Source organism: Daeguia caeni (assembly GCF_042653845.1).
Taxonomy (GTDB): domain Bacteria; phylum Pseudomonadota; class Alphaproteobacteria; order Rhizobiales; family Rhizobiaceae; genus Brucella; species Brucella caeni.
The window spans coordinates 102388-125115 of record NZ_JBHSEL010000031.1 but is presented as its reverse complement, the minus strand read 5'-3'; the positions used below and the strand labels follow the sequence as shown (position 1 = coordinate 125115).

The following is a 22728-nucleotide window of genomic DNA, read 5'->3' as shown; positions in this document are numbered from 1 at the left end:
CGAGAATCATCAGGAAAAGAGCTGCTTCTCCTTGAATCAAAAGGCAAAACGCATGAAACCGAAAATCTTCATCGATGGCGAGCACGGCACGACAGGCCTGCAGATCCGCAGCCGTCTGGCGACGCGCGATGATATTGAAGTGATTTCCATTCCGGAAGCCGAGCGCCGCAACAAGGATCTGCGCGCCGATTACTTACGCGCTGCCGATATTGCGATTCTCTGCCTGCCGGATGATGCTTCGAAGGAAGCAGTCGCACTGCTGGCTGGCCATCATGATACGCGGGTGATCGACACCTCCACCGCGCACCGTACCGCGCCAGACTGGGTCTATGGTTTTGCCGAGCTTGCCAAGGGACAGCGTGAGCGCATTGCCGAGGCGCGTCTTGTCTCCAATCCCGGCTGCTATCCAACTGGCGCGATCGCGCTGATCCGTCCCCTGCGTGATGCAGGGCTGTTGCCGACCGATTATCCGGTCAGCGTGAACGCCGTTTCCGGTTATACTGGCGGCGGCAAGCAGCTCATCGCCCAGATGGAAGACAAAAGCAATCCGGACTATCTGGCGGCCAATCATTTCCTTTACGGCCTGCCGCTGCGCCACAAGCATGTGCCGGAATTGCAGATGCATGGCCGCCTTGAGCGCCGCCCGATCTTCAGCCCAAGCGTTGGCCGTTTCCCGCAGGGCATGATCGTTCAGGTCCCATTGTTCCTTGGTGATCTCACTGGCAAGCCATCGCTCGAACAGGTACATGCTGCACTGAGCGCGCATTATGCCGGTCAGGATATTGTCGAGGTCGTGCCGCTGGAAGCCAGCGCCAAGCTGCCGCGCGTTGATGCGGAAGAACTGGCAGGCAAGGATACGATGAAGCTGTTTGTATTCGGTTCGGAAGGTGATGGACAGGTCAATCTGGTCGCGCTTCTCGACAATCTCGGCAAGGGCGCGTCCGGTGCCGCCGTGCAAAACATGAACCTGATGCTGGGCAAATAAGCCCTCACCCGGCACAAATGGTGCCTCAAGGATGGCGGCTCAAGGGCCGCCATTTTCATGTATGATAGCTTTCCTGTTGCCCTTGGTGGCGCGCCAATGTGCAACCGCAAAGGCAAGCACCATGATGGCAACGAACTGGTGCGCGAGGCCAAGGGCAAGCGGCACGCTCAAGAGCAGCGTGACAATGCCGATTGCTACCTGGATCAGCACAAGGCCAATCAGCACAATGGTACGGCGGGCATGGGTCGTGCTGGGTTTCAGCTTCCAGACCTGCAGCGCATGTGCAATGGCAAGCAGCAGCACCATATAGGCAAACATGCGGTGGATGAACTGCACGGTCTTCGGGTTTTCGAACAGATTGCGCCACCACGGCGTCTGGACGAACAGATCGGATGGAATGATCGCACCATCCATCAATGGCCATGTATTGAAGGTCAGGCCGGCATGAAGCCCTGCCACCAGACCGCCCAGATAGATCTGCACCAGAACGGCAAAGACCAGCCAGCCCGCAAAGCGCTGGATGGAACGGTCGGCTGCGCGTTCACTATAGGTCACCAGCCCGCGCGCAATATAAAGCACGGCAGTGATTATGATACAGGCCATGGTCAGATGCACGGCCAGACGATACTGGCTGACAGAGGTCAGTTCACTGAGGCCAGAGGCCACCATCCACCAGCCGATCGCCCCCTGCAAGCCGCCCAGCGCCAGAAGGCCAAGCATGCTGAGCTTGAGCCCGTCTTTGAGCCGTCCCGTCGCCCAGAAAAAGATGAGCGGAATGGCCACCAGAATACCGACAAAACGGGCAAGCAGGCGATGCGCCCATTCCCACCAGAAGATGGTCTTGAATTCTTCAAGCGACATGCCCTTGTTGATCTGCTGATATTGCGGGATCAGCTGGTATTTCTCGAACTCCTCCTGCCATTCGCTGCTGTTCAGCGGCGGGATGACACCGTGGATCGGCTTCCATTCGGTAATTGACAGACCGGAACCGGTCATGCGCGTGGCGCCACCCACCATGACAATGGCAACCAGAACGACAAAAACGGCATAGAGCCAGTAGCGCACCAGCCGCCGGTCGCGATCATCCTGCGCCATTCCCATCTGCTGTGTCCTGCTGTTCATTGTCATTGCCGCCATATCAAAATGCTCCGGGATCCGTAGGAGATACATGCCGCATCGGGGGGCAGCTTACAAGGCATGGCCGCAATACCTCACGCGACATGCCGCCGCGTCTTTTTCGCTTTCGCCGTGCCACAGCATTCGATAGTGAAGAAGATAACAGGGAGTCCATGCATATGCCCGTCAGGCTGAAAAAACTTATCGGTACTGTCTTGCTGGTTGCGCTCGTCATTATCTATGCGCTGTTGGCGACAACCATTGCCATTGTACATCTGAGCCAGTCGAGCACATGGGTGCATTTGCTCTATTTTCTGGTTACCGGCGTCCTGTGGGTTCTGCCCGCCATGTTCATCATATGGTGGATGGCGCAGCCGCCGCGCCCGAAAAGACGCTGACCATCACGCAGACGCATCCATCAGGATGATGATGTCATCATATTTTCCCTGATCAAACTCCTCCGCAGCAGCCGTCACTTTAGGTGAATCCGGATCAATGACACTCATGATCAGCACCGTATCCCGATTGACCACCTGTTCGAGATCGGCGGCATGCGACGGCCCGGTTTCGACAATGACAAAATCATAGACCGTCGCCAGTGCATCGAAAATGAATGGCAGCCTTTCGGCCGAACGCATGGCGCGTTCGGGATCGGCAAGGCCAAGCGGAATTACATGCGCCGTTGAAAAGCGGTCGCTGTGAATGACCTCGTTGAAACGGCGTTCCGACGTCAGCAAATCGGTAATGCCGGCAAGACGGTTGCCATCGAGCATGGCAAGGCTGATCGTGCCAAGCCCGGTCATGTCGATCAGCACACATCTCTTGCCGCGATCGGCCAGCGCGCGGGTAAGCTGCACCGCCATGATCGACGCACTGTCTCCCTCTGGCGAGACAAGCACCACACGTTGCGGTGCCATCGGTAGCAACTGACGCGTAATGGTCTCAAGACCATGCGGATTGCGGGCTGCATTCATGAACGCTCTGTTTCCTTCTTGTGATCCGCCCCGGCAATGGCAGCATCCCGGCTCCCGGACACGGCTGCATGCACCACTGCCAGCACTTCCCGCCTATAGCAGCCGAAAAAGGTAAACAACTTCCATCACGGATTTTTCTTGATTCTCAGGCCTATAAATTTCTCCGTGTTTACTGGCCATTAACCGCAATCAACCGATAACAGCTTCGAGATCGCTTCCAGACAAATCACGATCCTGCCACCCAGAAGACCGGACAAGGCAGGTCATGTGTCTGTGAAACTCAAACAGAATGACAGTTTGCGGCCAGTCATATAGCGCAGCCACCGTGGTGTCTTGCTGGCTCAGTTCTACGGGTTTTCAGGTTTTGCGTAGCCCGTTTCATTCGCCTTGAGGCTCCCTGTCAGGGAGCCTCACATGTTTCCGGTACACTTTTTTCCAGTTCCAGCGGCGATTTGGTCAATGAACCGGTCATGATTTCCATTGGCCGGTAAGGCGGGTCTTCCTGCATCTGCGGATTGGTGAGCCGGATCGTATAGCAGCCGGCAAAGACTTCCCGCTTGCCATCCGTGTTTTCGGCTTCAATGGCAACCGGCTGGCTCCAGTAGATCTGGCCTGCGCCCGGGTCAGGCTCGCTCTTGCGCAGGGCAATCCGAACACTCTTTGTATTCTCATAGCCCTTGCGGAACACCTTGAAGTCAGGCTCGCGCCCTTCTTCCGAATAATAGCCATAGGCGCGGGCATATTCCTGCCGGTTGATCGCATTGTAATAGGATTCAATCAGCGCCTGCGGTGTCGAGCGGTCATCGCGATAGTCTGGCAGGCTGCCTGTTTCCTGGCTGGCCGGAACCGCCTTGTCCTGCACGACAGGTTCTGCCGCCTGTTCAGTGGCTGGTTGCGGTTTGGCCGTTTCCTGTGCTGCGGCAGGAAATGCCGTCAGAACGCCCGCAGCTATGAGGCTTGCAATTGCTGACACTTTCAGCGATTCCATCCGTGTCACGGACATGCGCTACTCCTCTTCGCCTTCAAATGACCGGCCAATGGGTAGGGTTCCCGATTTGGCGCCTTGCAGTAATGATGTTACAACACTAACTATAATGAAATCATGGCAAGCGCGGATCATGTTGCGCAGCCGTCAGATTGAATGATTCTCAGTCCGTATGCCAATAGAGTTGGGAAGATAAACCATGGGTCGTTTTGCAGTCATGACACTTACCGATGCCGCCGCTGCGCGTGTGCGGGAGATCGTCGAGGCGCGCGAAGACGCCCTTGGCATCCGTGTTGGCGTGAAGAAAGGCGGCTGTGCCGGCATGGAATATACGATCGACCTCGTAACAGAGGCAAAGCCCGGCGATGATGTCATTGAAAAGGATGGTGCGAAAGTTTTTGTCGCCCCTGAAGCCACACTGTTCCTGCTCGGCACGCAGATGGATTTCGAGGTAACAACACTGCGTACCGGATTTGTCTTCAACAATCCGAACCAGACCTCTGCCTGCGGCTGCGGCGAATCGGTCGAATTGAAGCCTGTTTCTGAAGACAAGTTGCGCCAGATACAGGGAGCGGCCTGATCGCATCACTTCCTGCCCGGTGCCTACCCCATGGATGATGATACGCTGCACGATCTGTTTCAGGCCTTTGGCCCGATCAGGATCAAACGCATGTTTGGCGGCAAGGGCATCTATCACCAGGGTCTGATTTTTGCTCTCGTTATCAAAGACGGGCTGATGTTCAAGGCGGACGAACTGTCCGCACCCCGATTCATCGAAGCAGATTGTACCCAATGGAGCTATCAGGGCCATGCTTCAAAGGATGGTCAGGATAACAAGCGCGTCACCATGCCTTATTGGAACGCACCAAGCGAGGCCTTCGACGATCCGGAGGTGATGGCCGAATGGGCGCGGCTTGCATTTGAAGCAGCCCTCCGCTCTGAAAAACGCTCTTCCGCAAAAAAGAAGAAACAATGAAGCCGCTCTGACGAGCGGGCAGAACGGCTTTTCAGGAGCAGTTCCAGGAAAAGTGGGAGCCGGTTTTCCGTTCGGAACTGCAAAAAAGAAAAGTTGCAGTTCCAGGGAAGTGGGAACCGCCTCCTGTCCGGAAACGCAAGAAAAGACAATATGTTAGAGCAACCAGCGTTTCCATGAAAAAACTGAATTGCTCTAGCAGCCAATATTTTCAACGGCTCATCAATAACCGCCAGAATCAGCCCAGGGTGACGCCCGTCGGAATCAGCATGAAGGCCGGAATGTCGTCACCAAAACCGATCGGTGCCGGCTCATCATCATCCCGGTCACGCCGGCGGCGTGCATGCTCATGCTGCGTCTTGCCGCGGCGTTCGTCATTGGCGGCACGGATGGCCTCACGGCGGTCAAACGGTTCGATGAATGGTTGTGGCTGTTCAGCCGGATCAAGCGCTTCCACGGCAACCTGCTCTGTCTTTTCACGCGGCTTGTCCCTGGACTTCGCCTTGCTGTCCTTACCCTTGGCGCCACGGGCAGTCTTGCCCTTGCGCGGCTGCTCCTCGGTTTCAGATTCGGCCGGTAATGTCGACAGGTCACCATCCAGCCATTCGATGCTTTCACCGATCATGTTTTCAATGGCGGCGACATATTTCGTGTCTGCCGTAGTGACAATCGTGAACGCCTTGCCGGAACGACCGGCACGGCCGGTGCGCCCAATGCGATGGACATAGTCTTCCGCATGAATCGGCACGTCGAAATTGAAAACGTGGCTTACATCCGGAATATCCAGACCACGCGCCGCAACGTCAGACGCGACCAGAAGCTGCAGTTTGCCGTCCTTGAAATTGGACAGCATGGTCATGCGCGCGCGCTGATCCATATCGCCATGCAGAGCACCGGCGCTGAACTCATGGCGCGTCAGCGAGCGGAACAGATCCGACACATCCTTCTTGCGATTGCAGAAGATGATCGCATTTTTCAGCGTATCGCCTTCCGCCCGGATCAGCTCACGCAATACTGCACGCTTTTCCCAGTCCTTGCGACCCGATTTCACCAGACGCTGCGTAACCGTGCGCGCGGTTGAGGAGGCCTTGGCAACCTCGACACGCACCGGCGAATGCAGGAACTGCTCGGTCAGCTTGGTGATTTCCGGCGGCATGGTTGCCGAGAAGAACAGGGTCTGGCGTGTGAACGGAATGAGCTTGCAGATGCGCTCAATGTCCGGGATGAAGCCCATGTCGAGCATACGGTCGGCTTCATCGATGACCAGAATTTCAACGCCGTTTAAAAGCAGCTTGCCGCGTTCAAAATGATCCAACAGACGGCCCGGCGTGGCAATCAGCACATCCGCGCCGCGTTCCAGCTTGCGTTCCTGTTCCTCAAACGACACCCCGCCAATCAGCAAGGCAACATTCAGACGGTGGTTGATGCCATATTTGGCAAAATTTTCTTCAACCTGCGCGGCAAGTTCGCGCGTTGGCTCCAGAATGAGCGTACGCGGCATGCGCGCGCGTGCCCTGCCCTTTTCCAGCAGTGTCAGCATTGGCAGCACGAATGATGCGGTCTTGCCCGTACCTGTCTGGGCAATGCCTAGAACATCCTTGCGTTCAAGTGCTGGCGGAATGGCTCCAGCCTGGATTGGTGTGGGCGCAGTGTATCCAGCCGCCTCGACGGCGGCAATCACTTTGGGGGATAGGCCGAGTTCGGCAAATGTCGTCAATGGAGGCGTAGCTCTCTGTTCGGGGATCATATCACCTTCCCTGTCATGGCGGCGGCTTACGCACAAACCGGAGGCAGAAAAGATGTTTACAACGCATTCAGCGTTTCCTTCCGCTCCGCCTACGTCCGTATGACCGAAAAGTCAACTAAAATACCGCCTCGACAATCGAAATGGCTCAAAATCATGCCGGTTTACCGGGCGAATGATCATGTTGCCATATTAAACCACAAATCGGGCAACTAATGTCTAAATTGTTCCGTAAGAATTCTCTCATCCCATGAATGATTTCTATCGAACAAGATCGCGACCTGACTATCAGGCGCTTCACGAACTGTTACGGCCTTAACCGATTTAACTTCATTATTATCAGCAACAGCATTTACCGGACGCTTCTCTGTCTCCAGAAGATCCATCCGCACCGTGACATGCTTGGGCAAAAGCGCCCCACCCCATCGGCGCGGACGAAAGGGGCTGACCGGAGTGAGCGCCAATAATGGCGCTTCAAGCGGCAGAATCGGTCCCTGCGCAGACAGATTATAGGCCGTCGAGCCGGCAGGTGTGGCCACCATCACACCGTCACAGACGAGCTCCTCCAGTCTGACCTTGCCATCAATGCTGATGCGGATCTTGGCCGCCTGATAGGACTGGCGAAACAGCGAGACTTCATTGATTGCCAGCGCTGATACGGGCGGGGCCATCTCGGTCTCTGCAATCATCTGCAAGGGCCGGATGGTTTCCTTATGTGCTGCCAGAATGCGCTCCGGCAGATTTTCCACTGCATACTCATTCATCAGAAAACCGACCGAGCCACGGTTCATGCCGTAAATCGGAATGCCCCTGTTCATGAAATCACGCAGAGCCTGCAACATTGTGCCGTCGCCACCAAGAGCAACAATATAGTCGGCATCTTCAGCGGCCACATTTCCATAGAGCTTCACCAACTCTTTCTGCGCTGCCAATGATTCCTTCGAGCCAGACGAAAGAAAATGAAGCGCGAGCGATTTTTGGGCCATGCTTTCAGTCTCTTAACAATGTGGCGACACCGGAACGGATGGCAAAAATACCGGCTTGGCGCTTGGAGAACAACGCCTTACTGGTTAGCACAAGCAAAAGCTGGTTACCACGCCAGACTTGCGTTGATTTTTTCGTTTTACAGTACCATGATTTATGCTATGCGGTGCGCGTGCCCTTATAGCTCAGTTGGTAGAGCACCTGATTTGTAATCAGGGGGTCGGGAGTTCGAGTCTCTCTGGGGGCACCAGTAATATCAAGCGTTTAGCTTGTTTTTATCCAGATATCCCCCAGTTAGTTTACAGCCAGTTTACAGTTTTGCCCCCGCATGATGCCTCGCTAGATTGCCGAATCAACCCCGGCCGAAAAGCCAGGGATGCCATGCCGCGCAGCCAGCGCCCATACGTGATCATTGCCTATTTTTTCAGGTAGCGGCTCGCGGCTTCAAATAAAGCATCGCTGATCCACATACCGCAGACGCCGACCAGGAATGCGGCTGCGTGCATGCCTACATCTGACCCCCCGCTTGGAGGCAGGGGGAAATTGACCGCCCTGAGATAATGGACCAAAGGGCCGGTAAGATACCCGGCTGCTAATGCGCCACAGATAGGTGATGCAATGGTCTCCCGTAATGTCGCTTTTTGTCTGGACAGCGCGCGCAATGCACCCCCAGCAAAGCCCGCGATAATGACAGACATTTTTAGACCATATTCCTGCAGAGGATCATTCATCGCCAGCACCCTGATTTTTGGCCAAAAGTATTATGCGCCGCGATGCCACGCCCCGCGGCTATGTCATTTGACGCCAGATAGACGGCAGTCTCTGATTTAAGGCTGATTTTCGCCCAGCCCGCGCAATTGCTCGCAGTCTGACTGCACCCCGCCAAGCTCAAGGCAAAGAGCATACCCGTCCATATCAGTGATTTTCGCATCGATTGCAGCCCTCTTTTTGATGGCTTGGATTGTGGCCTGCGCTGCTTCCATCGCGGCTTGCTGGCGCGCATCGTGCTTGCCGAGTAGGTACAGGCCTATACCGGCCAGACACGCGCCCAACAGCGCCAATGCGCGCCAATTTGTAAGGAGCAGATTAATCATAGTGCGGACACCAGCTTTTCAAGCTTGGCGCGCGCCTGTGGCATAGTCAGGATTGCATACCCAGCCACTACAATGATCGCGCCGACGATCAGCATCTGTACCTTCCAGTCCACGAGCGGGATGACTGCCGCGCCGCCACCGCTGCCAAGCCACGTCCAGAAGCGTGCAGATTTCGACAATGGCTTCTCTGGCTCAGGAGGCGGCACGATTTCAGCTTCGGGTGCCGAGACCATCTGATCTACGCCATATCCCTCTGCCAGCAGAGATGCGTCATACTGGCGGGCATACTTGGCAATCAAATCGGCCTTGTCCGTGCCATTGACGATCCGGCGGGCGTTCTTGAAGTCCGACTTCTGCAAGGTGATGTAATCGGAAAGCTTCTTGCCCGTGAACCACCCGTCGCGCATCCCGACGACGATGATTTCTGCGGAATATTTAGGCTCAAGAAGCAATTTGGGATTGGAAACGAAATCAACGCCTAGCTTACGGCTGGCTTTCTCATAGTTCTCGCGCCATGTAAGCTGCACGTAGCCCATGCCGACATAGGGGTAGTATTTCTTCTTCTTGAGATAGGCCTCACCACCATACTCACGCACTGGCTTCATGGTGTGAGCCGTCTCATGGTAGGCCGTTGCCAGAACATAAGCCATTTCATTACGCAATAGGCCATGCTTCGCGCCCACCTCAATCAAGAGGCGGGTATCGCCAAGGTCCAAATTCATGTCATTCCTCATAAAAAAACCGCCTAGCGGGCGGGTTATTCAGCTTCTGGCTCTTCGGCTATGGGCCAATATTTGTCGTCGGTATAATCCGCAGGAATTGGGTCTTGATCCTTTAGCGCCCGCGCCGCAAAGATATGCGCTTGCTTGTGCGCCATAGCCGCTTGACCGAAGGCGAATAGCGTTTGCGCGTCCATTGCGTGCGTGCTGTTATCCGCTGCAATCCAGACGAAATCCGTATCGCTACCATGCCAGCGATAGTCTCCCGGCGCCGCACCGTTCATGATCGCCGCAAGCGCCGCAGTTGAAGCGCCTGCGATGTTCTCCAGGTCTTCCGGTCGGGTCTGGTAAAAGACCCCGCCAAAAATAAAACCGCCAGCAATGCGGCGGTCCCTTTCGGCATCTACATCATCAGGAGTGATGGGCGGGGGCGGTGGGGCGTATGCCACCACTTCGCCGTCAATATATCGACGCATCCCCTGATATTCGAGTAGCTCAGTATATTGATCTTCCGTGATCTCTACTGCATTTTCAGGATACCCGGTAGGCCAAACATCCGATGGGTAAAACCCTGTCGGAATACCGTCTGTTGTGAATGTTGCTCGGTATACTTTTTCGATCATGTCAATACCCTTCCGCCCACCATTTAAAGGGGTCGTCACTTCCGACAACGACACTGCCGCCGTTTATGGCAACCCTAGTGCGCCATGTAATCCCGGTATTGGCCACCACCGATGCCGACACGGAATATAAGTATTCGGGGAGTGGGTTAGCGGCGAACAGAGTGGCACCATGACTTGTCACAGCCGTTGGCATGGCTACGGGGAAAGGGGTTGTTACATCTCCTGATGCTTGCCCCCATACTCTAATTGTTCCATCAGGTCTTTTGAGATAACCGCTTAGATGATTACCACTAAACTCACCTCCCATCGTCGCCCACATTGCCGCGCCGGACGTGTCGTCAAGAATTGTCTTCGCGAAAGTGGACACACCCAGCGTCGATAAGGCGGCTGATGCATCGGCGTCATCAAGCAGACTTTTCGCAAAAGAGGACACACCCAGCGTCGATAAGGCGGCTGATGCATCGGCGTCGTCGATGAGACTTTTACCAAAATCACTTATTGACGCGAAAGAAGCATCCCCTAGGAAAAGCTGGTTGGCTGTCCCCGTGCCTAGAAGGATCGGGCACCAAGTTTTAAATGAGCCGCCGGTAAACACGCGGTAATACGCTTTGAAATTAGCGCTCTGCCTCGTAAATAATACCTGTACTCCATCCGCGACTGTTTGAGGCAGCACAAGCATTGTAGACCATTGCCCGCTAGGATTATTCGCGGCAGTCGAGCTTACTGTGTATGAGCCAAATTTTACCGCATTGTTACAATCATCTGATATTAAATTCCCGGCTGATGTTTCTTTAAGTCTTTGTGGCAGCTGCTCATCTGGGATTTCGCCGAGTGTCGCATATGCCGCCGATGCTGATGTGCCAGCCAATAATGTGCGAGCAAATGCCGTCAGATCTGTGAGCGCTGCCGTGCCCGCGCCGGTAAAATAGGGCAGCTTATTCGCAGCACTCGTCAATCCGGCAAGCGCCTCGATATTGCCCGTACCGAGCATGTCAATGAGTGTACGTGCGGCGGCAGCATATCTGCTCCCATCAGGCTGATACCGGATGCGCAGTGGCAGGCTGGTTCCGGCGGCCCCAGCGGGGCACGGATATGCCAGCGTGCCGCTATTTTGCCCGGTGACGGACGCGATGACGAGCGTATATCCAGACGCCAGGTGGATCGTGTCGCCAGGCTGTATATCGGCGGTCTGCAAAGCCGCGCCACTCGTCGTGAAATTTATATTCCCTGATGTGAGAGTGATTGTGCCGGTAGTGTAGTCGGGACGGATTGCCATTACAGCACCTCATTACAATAGACGTGACGGACCGACGCCAGCACTGAGGCCGACGGCGTAATCATTTGATTTTTAAATATTTTTTGACTATTGCGCGATGCCGAACACGTAGTATCTTACGCCGATGGGGTCTGGTAGGTCGTATCTATATTTCAGGTCACCCTCGTCATTTTCGTATCTCGACCAATTGCCGGGGCTAGCCCAGAATGTGACCTGGCTATTATCCACTTGCGCCAGTACAGACACATTTGATGGGGGGCCCCATGTCGGTGTGCCTGTGTAATTGTAGGCCATATTGACGTATGGTGTGGTCACGCAATTCGGGAAGACAATCATGAATTTCAGGTACGGAATAAAGCCATTATTCGTGAATGAGACCGTATATTTCTTCTTCCCGCGCAGCTGATGCTCCCCTGATGGGGCATCGCTAAAGCTCGATAGCGGTATGTACCCCTCCGAGATGATTTGGAAAGACGGGAAGCGCGTGTCCAGCAGGATATCATTGGGCTTAGATGCCGGGTCAGATGTGCCGGGCTTTTTGATCTGCACGTAATCACGTGAGCCGTCATTGCCCCTAAACATCACCCGATTGCCCCCAGTGGACGTGCCAGATCGATCGGTGTTGAAAACGACATAGCGTATATCAACCGGGTCTGTCCCCTCATTGTGGATGGTGACAGCATTGGACGCCACCGAATAGCTCAAGTCGAAGCGGGTGCTGCGCACATATCCGGCCGCGATAAATCCGGGCACAAACCACGGCCCCCCCACGCGCCGATACATAAATTCCGTTACCGCAGTGTCCGAAATCGTAATGCCAGGTGGCGGATATAATGTGACCGAGCTATCAGCGGCGACATTAGTCACTTCTCCCGCCATGATACAAAGCGCTGGGGCCCGATTACTGTCGATGATTTTTGTGTGCAGACCGGAGGCATTTACGTCATATCCTGGCCTCGCGAGCGCGACACGGGACTGATTTATTTCTAGCCCCAGCAGCCCACCAGCATAGGTATATGTACGCATTGGAGAGCTATCGGCTGGCAGGTCCCAGACCTGCGGGTATGTGACCATTTGATTGCGATTATCATTATACACATATTGGCTGACCATCGGGACCACCCATTCTCCGATGCCAATACGCGAATAAGCAGATATCAGCTTCCCCTGATATGTGAGGGGGACAGTTTGCCACGATGACGACGCATAGCTACCGACGCGCATCATCTGGTACTTGTATTGATAATGCTCTACATACCCCGCCTCTTTAGACAGCGTGTCATAGATCATTGTGAGACGCCGGCGGCCTGCAGATACGCGCCCAGTATTTAGGTCCTTCTCCCGGATTTCCGGGATTGGCGGGTAGCCAAATTCGGAAAACTTATTACTGACGCGGAAGAATACGTCTGTCAGCTTCCAGCTTGACGCATTACCATAGTGCCCAGAAATCCAGTAGCCATATAAATCGAAATCTGTCGGTAGCGCAGCTATATCAGCAGCCCTGAAGTAAAATGGCTCTGCGGTGAATACATATGACAGGTGTTGGCTTTCTGAATTGAAGTAGTATCTGTCATAAGCGGCATTTGGCAAAGTGAGCGGATCGTCTGTATCATAGCGCAGCACCTTAAGCACTGGGCCAACGCCCGGCTTATGCCCGATAAATAGCTGTGTCATGTCCAAATCCTGATATCGGCATAGCTGCCATACCCGCGCATGATGAGCTTGCCATTATTGCTCTCAAGCTGGTCAAATTTGAGCGTACCTAGACGTACATTGGTGAGGTAGACGACACCGCCAGTGGCAATCAGCGGCTGCACGGTATTAGCCCCATCTGTGACAACAAATTGGTCAGCGGACACGACAATCCTGCTATTTGTCGGCGTCACGTCGAAATAAATGCCTGCATTTTTGTAGCTGTCTGACGTCCCCACACGCGCCTGTAGTGCGATACGACTATTCCATCCACTCGGCGCTGCTACAGTCTGGGCGCGGAATGTCGCGCTGGCTGACACACCATTAACCTGGGACTGCAGGTCTATGATCGCATTGCCCTGCGATGTGATCATATCGCCTTGCTCTGACACGGTGGCGGAGAGCAAGGACACTGCGGATGCGTCAGCTTTCCCGGCTACGGTCGCCTGTAGGGCTGTCACATTTGACGACACAACATCTACGCGCCCATCTACCGTATTAATCTGCGTCGTGAGATTAGATACTGCTGTAGCGATGTCATCCTCTACCGCTACCTCAAGTGATTCAATTCGCTGCGCGATTGCCGAGCCCGGACCAGTCGCCGCAATGATTTCTTCAGTGAATTTCGCTGTAAGACTGCCTGATGTGGATGTGATTTCCCTCCTAATTTGCTGTTTATCAGAGTAATTCGCTGCGTCCTGATTCGCTACTATACTGCCGATGCGATCAAGCTCCTCTAATACATATCGGAGGCCGTCGCTGGCCCAGCCTAAATATCCATTGATGTCCTCATCGAGCTTGGCAAAATCAATCGGCGGCAGATTGGTCTCAATACCGAGTGTCAGCACATTGACCGGCGCTGTCCACGCAACGGGGCGGGTGCCGGGGGCCGCACGCAGACGCGTCCTGATCTGCCATTCTGTCTGGCTCGTCAGGCCATTGACGATCTGATAGACAGTCACATCTCGGGTGACATAGGCCGAAAATATCTGCGTCGGGTCGCTGACCGGCCAGTACTGGATGTCTACGCCCACGACCGTGCCGTCCGTAATCTCGTCCCAATACAGGCGGATGCCGGGCAGCTGGTCTCCTGTGGCCCCGAGCACAATATTGGGCACAGCGTTGAAATTTTCGACGGCGGCCAGATAGGCTGGCTCCGCATTTGGCGTGATGACTGGTGGAGTCGTCGTGTATGCCGTGGGGTCAAAGATGCCGTCGCCGACCTCCTGCCACGAGATCCTCACATCGCGGGTGCCGTCGCTGCCAAGTGCGCCCAAAGCCTTGGACTGAATCTGCAATTTCTTGGTGAAGCCATAGCGGGCAGACACCCAGCTAATCCATTGGCCCACCTGTACCCCGAGATATTTCGGGTGGATGGTATATGAGCCATGCGCCTGATAGCGCGAGGCACGGATGGCAATATCAGCCAGGCGGTCACCGACCCTCGGGTCAGTCACGGCGGTGTAATCGATTTTGGCAGCAAGCCGCTCGCGGTCCTGTGCTAGGGCTGTATCATCCACACGCGTCGCAAGCGATGTCGTCTCATAAAATTTGTCCGGGCTGATGTAGGTGGCCGCGACCGTATTGACCAGCTCGGAGCGCGGCCGCGTCAGCGATAGCTGGAATGGCTTGTCCCACGCAATGTCATCGTCTGTGATGGTAGCGACAACGGCTTGATTAGCTCCCACAATAGGATACTCGCCGATCACGCCCTCTACCCACGATGCCGCGCATGCCTCGCGCAGCGGGGTCATATTCGTGTCGTGTGTAACGCCATCCCCGGATGAGGCGATCAGCGCAGCTGTATAGCGCTTGCTGCCATCTGCCATCGCCTCATCGCAGATATTCATGGCGGTCATCCATTCGGACAGCGGCAATTGACTGGCAGGCACGCCACGCCCAACAATTTTCTCGGTGCCGTGATAGATGCCCCGCTCAAGATTATACATCATAACAGCAGGGTTGCTGGTATATTCCCATGTGCTTTGGTCATTCCAGCGATGAGCGCCGGAGCCACCTACCGTGCTATCTTTGCGCGGGTCATAAAGCGGAGCACCCTTGACCTCGAATAGCAGGCTCGGCACAGACGTCAGATTGTCCACGTCTGTGATCGTGGTCACGACCACATAGCAGATGCCAGCGCCTCGATGCGCAGACGTCCAGCGGCCCGTCGGATTGGCGTATGCAATCAGTGCCGGGTCAGCAGTCTGCGACAGGGTGCCAGAGTAAAATCGAACGAACACCTGCCCGCCTTCGTGCACACCCAGTACGCGACGGCCATAGATGCGCCCCTCGTCCCCCTCATCTGTGGCCGAGAGTAGCTTCCACTCCCCATCCATCTGGACTCGTAATAGCTCGGTGCAGCGGAAATCCGATAGCTTATACACGTCTTGGACAATGTGATTGCCCTTGTCAAAAGCATTGCGATAGACATGGTGGCCCCGCGTCCCGAATGTGCCAAGCCCGACCTCGCGCACAAGATTTTCGCCGTATTTTGTCTCAGTGGCAGATGCCTGGGATTTTGGCTTACTTTGGAATAGCGTGCCGAGCGCATATTTCGCCGCGACTAGCAGGCCACCGAGGACAATATTTGCCAAAACCGTGCCACTGAGCAGCCACGAGCCTGCTGCGCCGATTGCGCCAATGACAATCGAAATGGGGTCCGCCGCCGCTGGCGTGGCCAGCAGTGCGAAAACAATCGCCAAAATGTATTGCATTAGCCGATCCTAAAAGCGTGCGTCGCCATCATGCGGGGGAGCAGGCGTAGACCTTCCTCCCCTTTCACCGCAAAACCGTATTCGCAGAAATATCCTGCTGTCTGGTCGCCCGCCTCATTGACAAAAATCCCAGCATCCCCCCGCGCCGCAAGCGCGACGGGGACGGTCTCGTAGCGATCGGTAAAGACACCTACCAAGTCGCTAAAGCCTTGCTTTTTAATCAGCCTATAAGCCCCGACCTTGCTCTTGTATTTGCCCCGGATATCTTTGGCCGGGTCTTCGCCTGTCACCGCCTCAATTGCATCGGCGACAGTCAAGAGGCAGTCGGATTGGCCCCACACCAGAGGCGTGTTGATATGCGCCTCGGTGACAGCCACCAGGCGCTTTTCCCAATCTGGATGACGCATACAAGACCTATTATTGATATGGTGTGATGTAGAAATTTTCGTGCCGGACAGTCGACGCGTATTCGAAGAATTTATCGCCGGCAGAGATCAGCTGCTGGTCCTCATGTGAGGCTGTGCGATAGCCATCACGGTGATTATCAAGCGCGGCTGTCTCTATATTGGCGCGCAGTACCATCTCCCCACCGTCAATGACGTGCTCAATCGTGTCGATATAGCCGCGATACATAGGCTCGACATGGAGCAGCTCGCGCGTATCTGGATCAAAATAGGCGTCATATAGGATGACCGTCCGCCCCTTGTAATCCACGCTCTCAATCTGCGCCAATTTGTCAGGTGTGATGCCAAAGTCCGCCCGCGTCGGCATGGTGATTGTGATTGGCAGTGCCGCAGACCCCAATTGCTGCGGCGGTTCCTCGATCGCGATCAGCTGATTTGGGATGTATGTATGACCATTCCACGTCAATTCTGACGCACCATTCCAAATGTACCATGCCCCAGTGCCAAAGAGGAAATCTCCGAGAGAGCGCACCACAAGGCGGCCCTCGGCAAGCAATGTCTGTAATCGCGCCGGGAAGCTCATTTAGGCACCTCTATAAGCTGGAATTTTGCCGTAGGGCGCGGCCCAACAGTCATTTCAAAACTGCCTGCCACCAATCTAGTATTCAATTCCGGCTGTTTAAACAGCACTGTGGCTCCAGCCGCGATATATGAGGCAATGGGCTGATCAACCGTAACCGTGATAGTCGTGCTGGATGCGATCGCACCAATGACTACCTGCGCCATCTGGCGATAGTCACCGCTCTTGAAAGAGATCAGATCACCCGGCTGCAATTGCAGGCCAGTCGATACGCCTGTGATCTGTACAGTATACCCATTGGCGACCGCACCACGTGCGCCCGTTCCCGTGATTTTTGCGTTATTCGGGTCTCCCCAATATGCACGTGGGACACAAATATGAGTTGGACGATAAACAATCGTCTCCATGCCACCACGGGCGGCCGCTATAAATGCCTGCAACTGTACAGCTTCGCGGGCAGTCATCGGGACCGTTTGCATATCAATGACACGGTACGGATCCGCATATTCGACCGTCGATATGGCACGGCCACCATAGCGTGTTTGGCTAACCGGGATAAGCAGCTGAGGGTATGACGGCAAAAATCTCACAGTAGAAATCAGGTCAATCACAAAAGCCCCCGTCGTTGTGCCTGCTTACTATCACGCGCGAAGCGGGCCGCTCCCGCCTTGTCGTAACTGCGAATGGCATTCTGGCTTGTCTGCTGAGCAATATTTTTGACGTATGATTGCAGATTGCCGTTGTTGTCTACTGACACGCCTACATCGACAGCTATGCGACCAGTAGATTGCAACGGGCGTGCATATGATAGATTAGGCAATGATGGAGCGCGCAAGGTCGCCACGCCACCATCCGCCATTTTCTGGATCTTATTGTTATTGATCGCATCAAGTAGAGGCCGGAATTTCTTGGTTGCAGCAGCATTGACCACGTATTCGCCGTTGGAAAGGCGTGCCGGGATGCTGTCAGACCGGGAAGTCCCAGGGCCACTGATATAGCCACCACTCGCAGCCTGGATTACACCGCCATCCTTAAAGCCAAGCAGCCCCAATATGCCTCCGCCGCCACGGAATAATCCGCTGAAGATGTTATCAAAAGCCATATCCATGAGCTTATTGATGATTTTGTCCAAAGCCCCAGCGAAGGCCTCCGCCGCTGATTTACCGGCGATAAGATCATCAACGATCCCGCGCAATGCGTCTTTCTGAGCATCACGCCATTCTTCTGCGCTTTGGCGGATTTTGTCATGCGCTTCAGCCAGCTTATTAGCCTCTGTAGTCGCCACTGCCCACTGCTCAGCCGTCTGTGATATCTGCGCCCGCAGTTCTGGCGTGATAGCGACACCGGCCCGTTGCGCCGCGGTCAGTAAGTCCTGCTCTGTTCGAGCTTTCTCAACCGCGTATCCGTAATCATTCACCAGCGGATTGAGTTGGCGCATAGCCTCGGTTTCCGCGACCAAAGCGGCAGTCCGATGTACGACATCACTAATCTCGCGATCAAGCTTCTGGTCAGGTGTTTTGTGCTGTCGGCCCGATGCTTTACTAGATGCACTCCTGCGCGCGTCCGCGGCAAGGTTAGCCTGAGCCTGTTCTCGGAGTTGCTTCTCGGTGAGAATAGCTCCAGTTTTTTCGGCGTCCTTTTTGATCCGGGCGATCTCTGTTTCAAGCGCCAACTGCTCTTTTGTGAGCGTATTCCGTCGCTGCGCCTCTTTGAGATAGGCGTTTCCTGCCTCACGGGCCTGAATGTATGGGTCTTTCGATGACCTCTCAGCACGGCCTTCAATTACAGTGGACCAAGAAATTCCCGACAACAACGCCTTAGCTTGCGCCGCCTGAGAGTAAAGAACGGCAACTTTGTTGATAAGGCCGTCAAGACCGACCAAGGCCGTGCTGAAGCTTACGCCGCCAATAGCAGCGAGTGCGGCCCTCGCTTCTTCTGCCCCCTCACCGGTGTCACGAAGCTTCTTTAGCGCATCTTCCAGATTTTTGCGCTGCTCGGCAGTTATGATCTCTCGCTTTTCAAGGCGATCAAGGTCGTTGATGACAGTGTCAAGCTGCTGCTTTGCTTCATCCATACCAGGCATTACGCCGAGCGATAGGGATTGTGCCTGCAAGGCGGCAATCTTTTGGGCAGTGCGATCCAACTCATCAGCCATGTCTTTGACGGCATCGCTAATGGGAGTAGATCGAATAGCGTCCATCCGCTTACGAACCTCCTCCGTCGTCACCTGCATTCCTTGGAGGAGGTGTGCAAGTTCAACGATTTCGGTTCTTGCTTTACTGTCCGCGCTATCATCCGAAAACAAATCAAAAACGCTGGACCTAGCGCGTGCCTGGATGGCGCTTAGTTCGTCACCTGCGTTGCCGAAATTCCCACCGGTACGGATACGGTCAAGTTCGTCGGCAATCGAGCGCAGTTTCTGGGCGTTCTTTGCATCCGTCAAATCTTTGATTGATTTTGCTGCCGTATCTATGCCTTCTGCTACTCTTGGCGCGAGTAGGCCCAAAGCCTCCAGCTCACCTTCAAACTTTTTGGATTTCTGCGATGCCTCAGAAGCGTTCAGCGAATATAGCGCCAAGGCACTAACAACCGTACCGCCTAAGATTGTGCCTATCGGCCCAGCAGCTGCGCCGAGACCACCAAATGCGGTTACAAGACCCGACATGCTAGAAGCCGTTCGCAAGGCTGAAACAAACGACCAGACCGCTGACGAGGCAAGACCGAGAGACCGGATCATCCCAAATATAGATCGCCCAACCAGTGCCCCGGCAATGATGCCAGCCACCTTCAGGACAATATCAGCCGTATGATCGAAGTTGTCGGCTAGGGAATTTAACCCCTGAACGAGGCGCTGAGACGCACCAAGGCTTTCATCTGTTTCACCAATGTACTTCGTGAAAGCGTTATTGACTTTCGTAATACCCTGTTCGATGGTCTGTGTTGCATTGGCTGCCATCGACTGGATCGTGGGAAGCCCCCTGAGAAATGCTTGGAAAAACTGCTGACCGCTCACCTTTCCGTCAGTGACAAGCTGTTTCAGCTTCGATACGGAGCCGCCCGCCTCATCAAGGCCATTGGCGACAGCGATCAGAATTGGCCGAGCGCCTTCGTTGATACTATTAAACTCTTCTGCCTGTACACGAGCTTGGCCGAGCAACTGGCCTAATTGTGTCAATGCGCCCGATGCCTGTGATGCGCTAGTGCCTGCCACGCGCAGCGCAACCGCAACGCCATCGGAAAATTTGAGCATGTCGGCTTGGCTTGCACCAAGATTATCTGACGCCTGAGCCGCTCTGCCGTACAGATCGGCCAGTGCTGATATCGGAGTAGCATTGGCCTGCGCAGATTGGTAAAGACGTTCCAAAACGTTCGCCTGTTGCGCGCCAACAACCCCCGCGACTGCGAGGCTGTTTTTGGCGGATGTCCACGCATCTGCATATCGAAGGATTTCCCGCGTACCTAAGGCCGCACCGATGCCACCCAATGGCGCGACAAGCCCGCTGAAAGACCGCGCAAAGATAGCATCCAGATTTTTATTCATCTGGCGCGCGCGCTTTTCAATGGCATTGAACTGACTGTTCGTAATGCCGTTAGCCCTTGCCATGCTGCGCTCGAAGCTCTTTAAGTCAGCGGATAGCTGCACCACTAGCTTTTCAAGATCAGTTGCCATCGTGCGATTTGTCCTGTTAAACAAAAAGCCCGCACAGAGGCGGGTTAAGTGTAGAGGGATATATGAGCGTTCAAAGATACAGACTTACACCGCTCGGCTGGTTAGGGGCGGCATTATTCGTACTACCAACTCCAATTGCGGCTTGGATTTCTTCACCCGCTAAGCTTTCGCCGGGTGAGGACATGTACAAAAAGACGTTGGCCGAGGTTAGTGGCACGATCCCGTACGAAGGTCCATCTTTGTTTGTCGTGACGTTGCTGGCAACATCAACACTTGTCGGCTTGGTGATGTTACTGGTCGGAAGGGAATTACATCAAGACTGACGGAAAGATTAAGCCAGACACCTCTCCTTAAAATGAAAAGCGCCCCGTGGGGCGCTGATTTATCTTTCTTTAATGAAGTAGTATATCTGCTCTTCAAACCGATCTACGGTGATCTGGCCTTGGATGAGCTTCATAAATTCCACCGCTACGGCTTCATGATCCCAGTTAAATTCATATCCATTAAGCGCCATGAATATCATGCCAGCAGTCCATCCAGTACGCTTGTTGCCTTGCTCAAACGGATGGTTCTGCGCAATAGACAGCATCAGAATAACTGCGAGCCTTAGAATGTCATTATCACTTGAGTAATGATAATGGTTCACAGGACGCGCTAAGGCGCTCTCGAGGAGATCACGTCTCAAGAGCGCGAAGTTCTCTCCGCTTTCAGATACTTCTTCTCTATTAATTTTAATGACTTCCTCAATCGGAAGCCATAAAGGTTCATTTTGCAAGTTCTGACCTAATTTTCGGGAACTTGTTCATGATCTCTTTGCGCAAAGCGGCATAGTCCACAGCCCCTTGAACAGGGCGAGGCGGAAACTGGACACCGTCATTCTTGACGACTGGCACTGCTTTACGGATAATCATCTTCTCTCTCTCCGGTCTTCATTTTGAAGACTAGCTACATAATGATGCTATTCCCGCAACATTGCAATACCTGAGCAAAAGAAAAGCGCCCCGTAGGGCGCTCCGTTATGCTGCTTGTGCGGCCATAACAGCTATGGCCTGTTTTTGAGCGTCTATCCCGCCGAACTGGACAGAATGGCCATTTGACCGTGATTTTGGTAGAATTACAGCCATAAATTCACCTTCCATCCATTCATCAAGGGCTTGTGAAAGCTCACGAGCAAGACGGTTGACCTTCTCGACTGGATATTCAGTTGGTTCCATCATGCAGCCCTCCCAGCTTTGATGTGTTCTGGCAAACGTTTAGAAAAATATTCTAAGCCTTTTGGGGTCATGTACGAGCGTGGACGCGCTTTGTCATCTACGATCTCATTTTTTACTTCGAACAGCCCCATCTGGATGTATTGAACACGTGGAACCAGAGCTGTACCCTGATAGAACATATATTTTTCTTTCAGAAACCGAATGAACAGATTTGGACGAGCGTTTAACGCTCTGCCAGCATTTTGCAGAGTGTAGAGGCCATCTGCATTAACATAGGCATTATAAAAATCTGTTTTCGGCTTATCGGCTTCGATCTGGGATTGCAGTTCCAAAACCTTTTCACTGTATGACAGAAGAAGGCCACGCATTGCCGCAGGGTCATTGAGAACAGCAACAGGATCGACAGCAGCCTGTTTTGCGCGGCGTTCGCATTCAATAAAATATTGACGCGCCTGCTTGCCCTTCTCATTGCGCTCCACCATCGAAAGCTCTTTCGCCATGTCGAGGGAAAGCGCATATTCCTTGGACGGACGGCCTTTTACTGGATTTTCAGTAAAAGTCACAAAGTCCTGATTTTCAGCAAAGCCGAAGTCCCGGATACGTGCGGTGATCCAGTCATTGAAGCGTGTCGACACTTCAAGAAATGCATGAAGCTCTCTGGCGTTAACCGTCTGGATCGAGCTGCCGCCAATTTGGCCTTTAACTACGGATGGAAATTTGCTATATTCCATTTCAATAATCCTTTTCGACACTGGATTGTTTAAGAGCGAAGCTGGTTTACGAGGCCGTGGCTTCGCTCTTTTCATTTGCGCCATAAGCGCGCTCAAGCTGGAAAATAATCTCCGCGTTCATGCTCCTTCCATTTTTCGATGCCATCTGTCGAATTAATTCCCGCATCCCGTCAGGGAAGCGAAGAGAGAACTGGTCTGAGTTTCTTCCGGCAATTGCCATTTCATATTTTCCTTTCTGGCCTGGCAA

The 22728-nt window shown here is 54.0% G+C and carries 25 protein-coding genes and 1 tRNA gene; 6 read left to right on the top strand and 20 right to left on the bottom strand.

The window, feature by feature from the left end; genetic code table 11:
- The first annotated feature begins 52 nt into the window (after nt 1-52).
- Entirely contained in the window at nt 53-985 is a 933-nt protein-coding gene (gene argC / locus ACFO1V_RS03260; RefSeq protein WP_374832967.1) for an N-acetyl-gamma-glutamyl-phosphate reductase, read from the top strand.
- Between the two features lie 39 nt (nt 986-1024).
- Here argC and ACFO1V_RS03255 read toward each other — a convergent pair whose 3' ends face one another.
- Nucleotides 1025-2122 carry a COX15/CtaA family protein gene (locus ACFO1V_RS03255; protein ID WP_374832969.1) on the bottom strand — a complete coding sequence of 366 codons (1098 nt, stop codon included), beginning with the start codon at nt 2120-2122 and terminating at the stop codon, nt 1025-1027.
- Nucleotides 2123-2280: 158 nt separating this feature from the next.
- Between ACFO1V_RS03255 and ACFO1V_RS03250 the strand changes: the two genes are divergently transcribed.
- Nucleotides 2281-2499 (top strand): DUF2842 domain-containing protein, encoded by a 219-nt coding sequence (locus ACFO1V_RS03250; RefSeq protein WP_374833092.1) that lies wholly within the window; start codon nt 2281-2283, stop codon nt 2497-2499.
- Between the two features lie 3 nt (nt 2500-2502).
- Here ACFO1V_RS03250 and ACFO1V_RS03245 read toward each other — a convergent pair whose 3' ends face one another.
- A complete protein-coding gene (locus tag ACFO1V_RS03245) occupies nt 2503-3075 on the bottom strand; it encodes an AAA family ATPase (RefSeq protein ID WP_374832971.1) in 573 nt (190 codons plus the stop codon).
- Nucleotides 3076-3475: 400 nt separating this feature from the next.
- The gene (locus ACFO1V_RS03240; protein ID WP_374832973.1) at nt 3476-4078 is read right to left on the bottom strand and encodes a hypothetical protein; all 603 of its coding nucleotides are present in this window, start codon (nt 4076-4078) and stop codon (nt 3476-3478) included.
- Nucleotides 4079-4259: 181 nt separating this feature from the next.
- Between ACFO1V_RS03240 and sufA the strand changes: the two genes are divergently transcribed.
- The gene (gene sufA / locus ACFO1V_RS03235) at nt 4260-4640 is read left to right on the top strand and encodes a Fe-S cluster assembly scaffold SufA (RefSeq protein ID WP_374832975.1); all 381 of its coding nucleotides are present in this window, start codon (nt 4260-4262) and stop codon (nt 4638-4640) included.
- 30 nt (nt 4641-4670) lie between these two features.
- Nucleotides 4671-5036, top strand: coding sequence for a TfoX/Sxy family protein (locus ACFO1V_RS03230; RefSeq protein WP_374832977.1), 366 nt, complete (start codon nt 4671-4673; stop codon nt 5034-5036).
- A 235-nt stretch (nt 5037-5271) separates the two neighbouring features.
- On the opposite strand, the gene ACFO1V_RS03225 is transcribed toward ACFO1V_RS03230, so the two are convergent.
- Nucleotides 5272-6750: a DEAD/DEAH box helicase gene (locus tag ACFO1V_RS03225; protein WP_374833094.1), complete on the bottom strand. Its 1479-nt coding sequence runs from the start codon at nt 6748-6750 to the stop codon at nt 5272-5274.
- Nucleotides 6751-6989: 239 nt separating this feature from the next.
- Nucleotides 6990-7763 (bottom strand): NAD kinase, encoded by a 774-nt coding sequence (locus ACFO1V_RS03220; protein ID WP_374832979.1) that lies wholly within the window; start codon nt 7761-7763, stop codon nt 6990-6992.
- 172 nt (nt 7764-7935) lie between these two features.
- On the opposite strand from ACFO1V_RS03220, the gene ACFO1V_RS03215 reads away from it, so the two are divergent.
- A tRNA-Thr gene (locus ACFO1V_RS03215) sits at nt 7936-8011 on the top strand.
- A gap of 166 nt (nt 8012-8177) precedes the next feature.
- Here the strand turns inward: ACFO1V_RS03215 and ACFO1V_RS03210 are convergent.
- The 11 genes from ACFO1V_RS03210 to ACFO1V_RS03160 form a co-directional block, all read right to left on the bottom strand.
- Nucleotides 8178-8492, bottom strand: a complete 315-nt coding sequence (locus tag ACFO1V_RS03210) for a hypothetical protein (protein WP_374832981.1) — start codon at nt 8490-8492, stop codon at nt 8178-8180.
- A gap of 96 nt (nt 8493-8588) precedes the next feature.
- The gene (locus ACFO1V_RS03205; protein WP_374832983.1) at nt 8589-8855 is read right to left on the bottom strand and encodes a hypothetical protein; all 267 of its coding nucleotides are present in this window, start codon (nt 8853-8855) and stop codon (nt 8589-8591) included.
- The gene (locus ACFO1V_RS03200; protein ID WP_374832985.1) at nt 8852-9577 is read right to left on the bottom strand and encodes a hypothetical protein; all 726 of its coding nucleotides are present in this window, start codon (nt 9575-9577) and stop codon (nt 8852-8854) included. The genes ACFO1V_RS03205 and ACFO1V_RS03200 overlap by 4 nt, the downstream gene beginning before the upstream one ends.
- A 35-nt stretch (nt 9578-9612) precedes the next feature.
- Nucleotides 9613-10197 (bottom strand): DUF4376 domain-containing protein, encoded by a 585-nt coding sequence (locus tag ACFO1V_RS03195; protein WP_374832987.1) that lies wholly within the window; start codon nt 10195-10197, stop codon nt 9613-9615.
- 1 nt (nt 10198) lies between these two features.
- Nucleotides 10199-11473, bottom strand: a complete 1275-nt coding sequence (locus ACFO1V_RS03190) for a gp53-like domain-containing protein (protein ID WP_374832989.1) — start codon at nt 11471-11473, stop codon at nt 10199-10201.
- An 87-nt stretch (nt 11474-11560) separates the two neighbouring features.
- On the bottom strand, nt 11561-13147 hold the full coding sequence (locus ACFO1V_RS03185; RefSeq protein ID WP_374832991.1) for a hypothetical protein: 1587 nt from the start codon (nt 13145-13147) through the stop codon (nt 11561-11563).
- A complete protein-coding gene (locus ACFO1V_RS03180; RefSeq protein WP_374832993.1) occupies nt 13144-15882 on the bottom strand; it encodes a phage tail protein in 2739 nt (912 codons plus the stop codon). The genes ACFO1V_RS03185 and ACFO1V_RS03180 overlap by 4 nt, the downstream gene beginning before the upstream one ends.
- Complete coding sequence (locus tag ACFO1V_RS03175; RefSeq protein WP_374832995.1) at nt 15882-16289, bottom strand: DUF6950 family protein; 408 nt, start codon at nt 16287-16289, stop codon at nt 15882-15884. Before ACFO1V_RS03175 ends, ACFO1V_RS03180 begins: the two co-directional genes overlap by 1 nt.
- A 10-nt stretch (nt 16290-16299) precedes the next feature.
- Nucleotides 16300-16869: a hypothetical protein gene (locus tag ACFO1V_RS03170; RefSeq protein ID WP_374832996.1), complete on the bottom strand. Its 570-nt coding sequence runs from the start codon at nt 16867-16869 to the stop codon at nt 16300-16302.
- Nucleotides 16866-17477: a hypothetical protein gene (locus ACFO1V_RS03165; protein WP_374832998.1), complete on the bottom strand. Its 612-nt coding sequence runs from the start codon at nt 17475-17477 to the stop codon at nt 16866-16868. The genes ACFO1V_RS03170 and ACFO1V_RS03165 overlap by 4 nt, the downstream gene beginning before the upstream one ends.
- Entirely contained in the window at nt 17474-20536 is a 3063-nt protein-coding gene (locus ACFO1V_RS03160) for a tape measure protein (protein WP_374833000.1), read from the bottom strand. The genes ACFO1V_RS03165 and ACFO1V_RS03160 overlap by 4 nt, the downstream gene beginning before the upstream one ends.
- Before the next feature lie 62 nt (nt 20537-20598).
- Here ACFO1V_RS03160 and ACFO1V_RS03155 point away from each other — a divergent pair, with 62 nt between their 5' ends.
- Entirely contained in the window at nt 20599-20859 is a 261-nt protein-coding gene (locus ACFO1V_RS03155; protein WP_374833002.1) for a hypothetical protein, read from the top strand.
- Nucleotides 20860-20918: 59 nt separating this feature from the next.
- Here ACFO1V_RS03155 and ACFO1V_RS03150 read toward each other — a convergent pair whose 3' ends face one another.
- The 4 genes from ACFO1V_RS03150 to ACFO1V_RS03135 form a co-directional block, all read right to left on the bottom strand.
- Complete coding sequence (locus ACFO1V_RS03150) at nt 20919-21311, bottom strand: type II toxin-antitoxin system death-on-curing family toxin (protein WP_374833004.1); 393 nt, start codon at nt 21309-21311, stop codon at nt 20919-20921.
- 241 nt (nt 21312-21552) lie between these two features.
- Entirely contained in the window at nt 21553-21753 is a 201-nt protein-coding gene (locus ACFO1V_RS03145) for a hypothetical protein (RefSeq protein ID WP_374833006.1), read from the bottom strand.
- The gene (locus ACFO1V_RS03140) at nt 21750-22481 is read right to left on the bottom strand and encodes an antA/AntB antirepressor family protein (RefSeq protein ID WP_374833008.1); all 732 of its coding nucleotides are present in this window, start codon (nt 22479-22481) and stop codon (nt 21750-21752) included. The genes ACFO1V_RS03145 and ACFO1V_RS03140 overlap by 4 nt, the downstream gene beginning before the upstream one ends.
- A 46-nt stretch (nt 22482-22527) precedes the next feature.
- Nucleotides 22528-22701: an Arc family DNA-binding protein gene (locus ACFO1V_RS03135; protein ID WP_374833010.1), complete on the bottom strand. Its 174-nt coding sequence runs from the start codon at nt 22699-22701 to the stop codon at nt 22528-22530.
- Between the last annotated feature and the right edge of the window lie 27 nt (nt 22702-22728).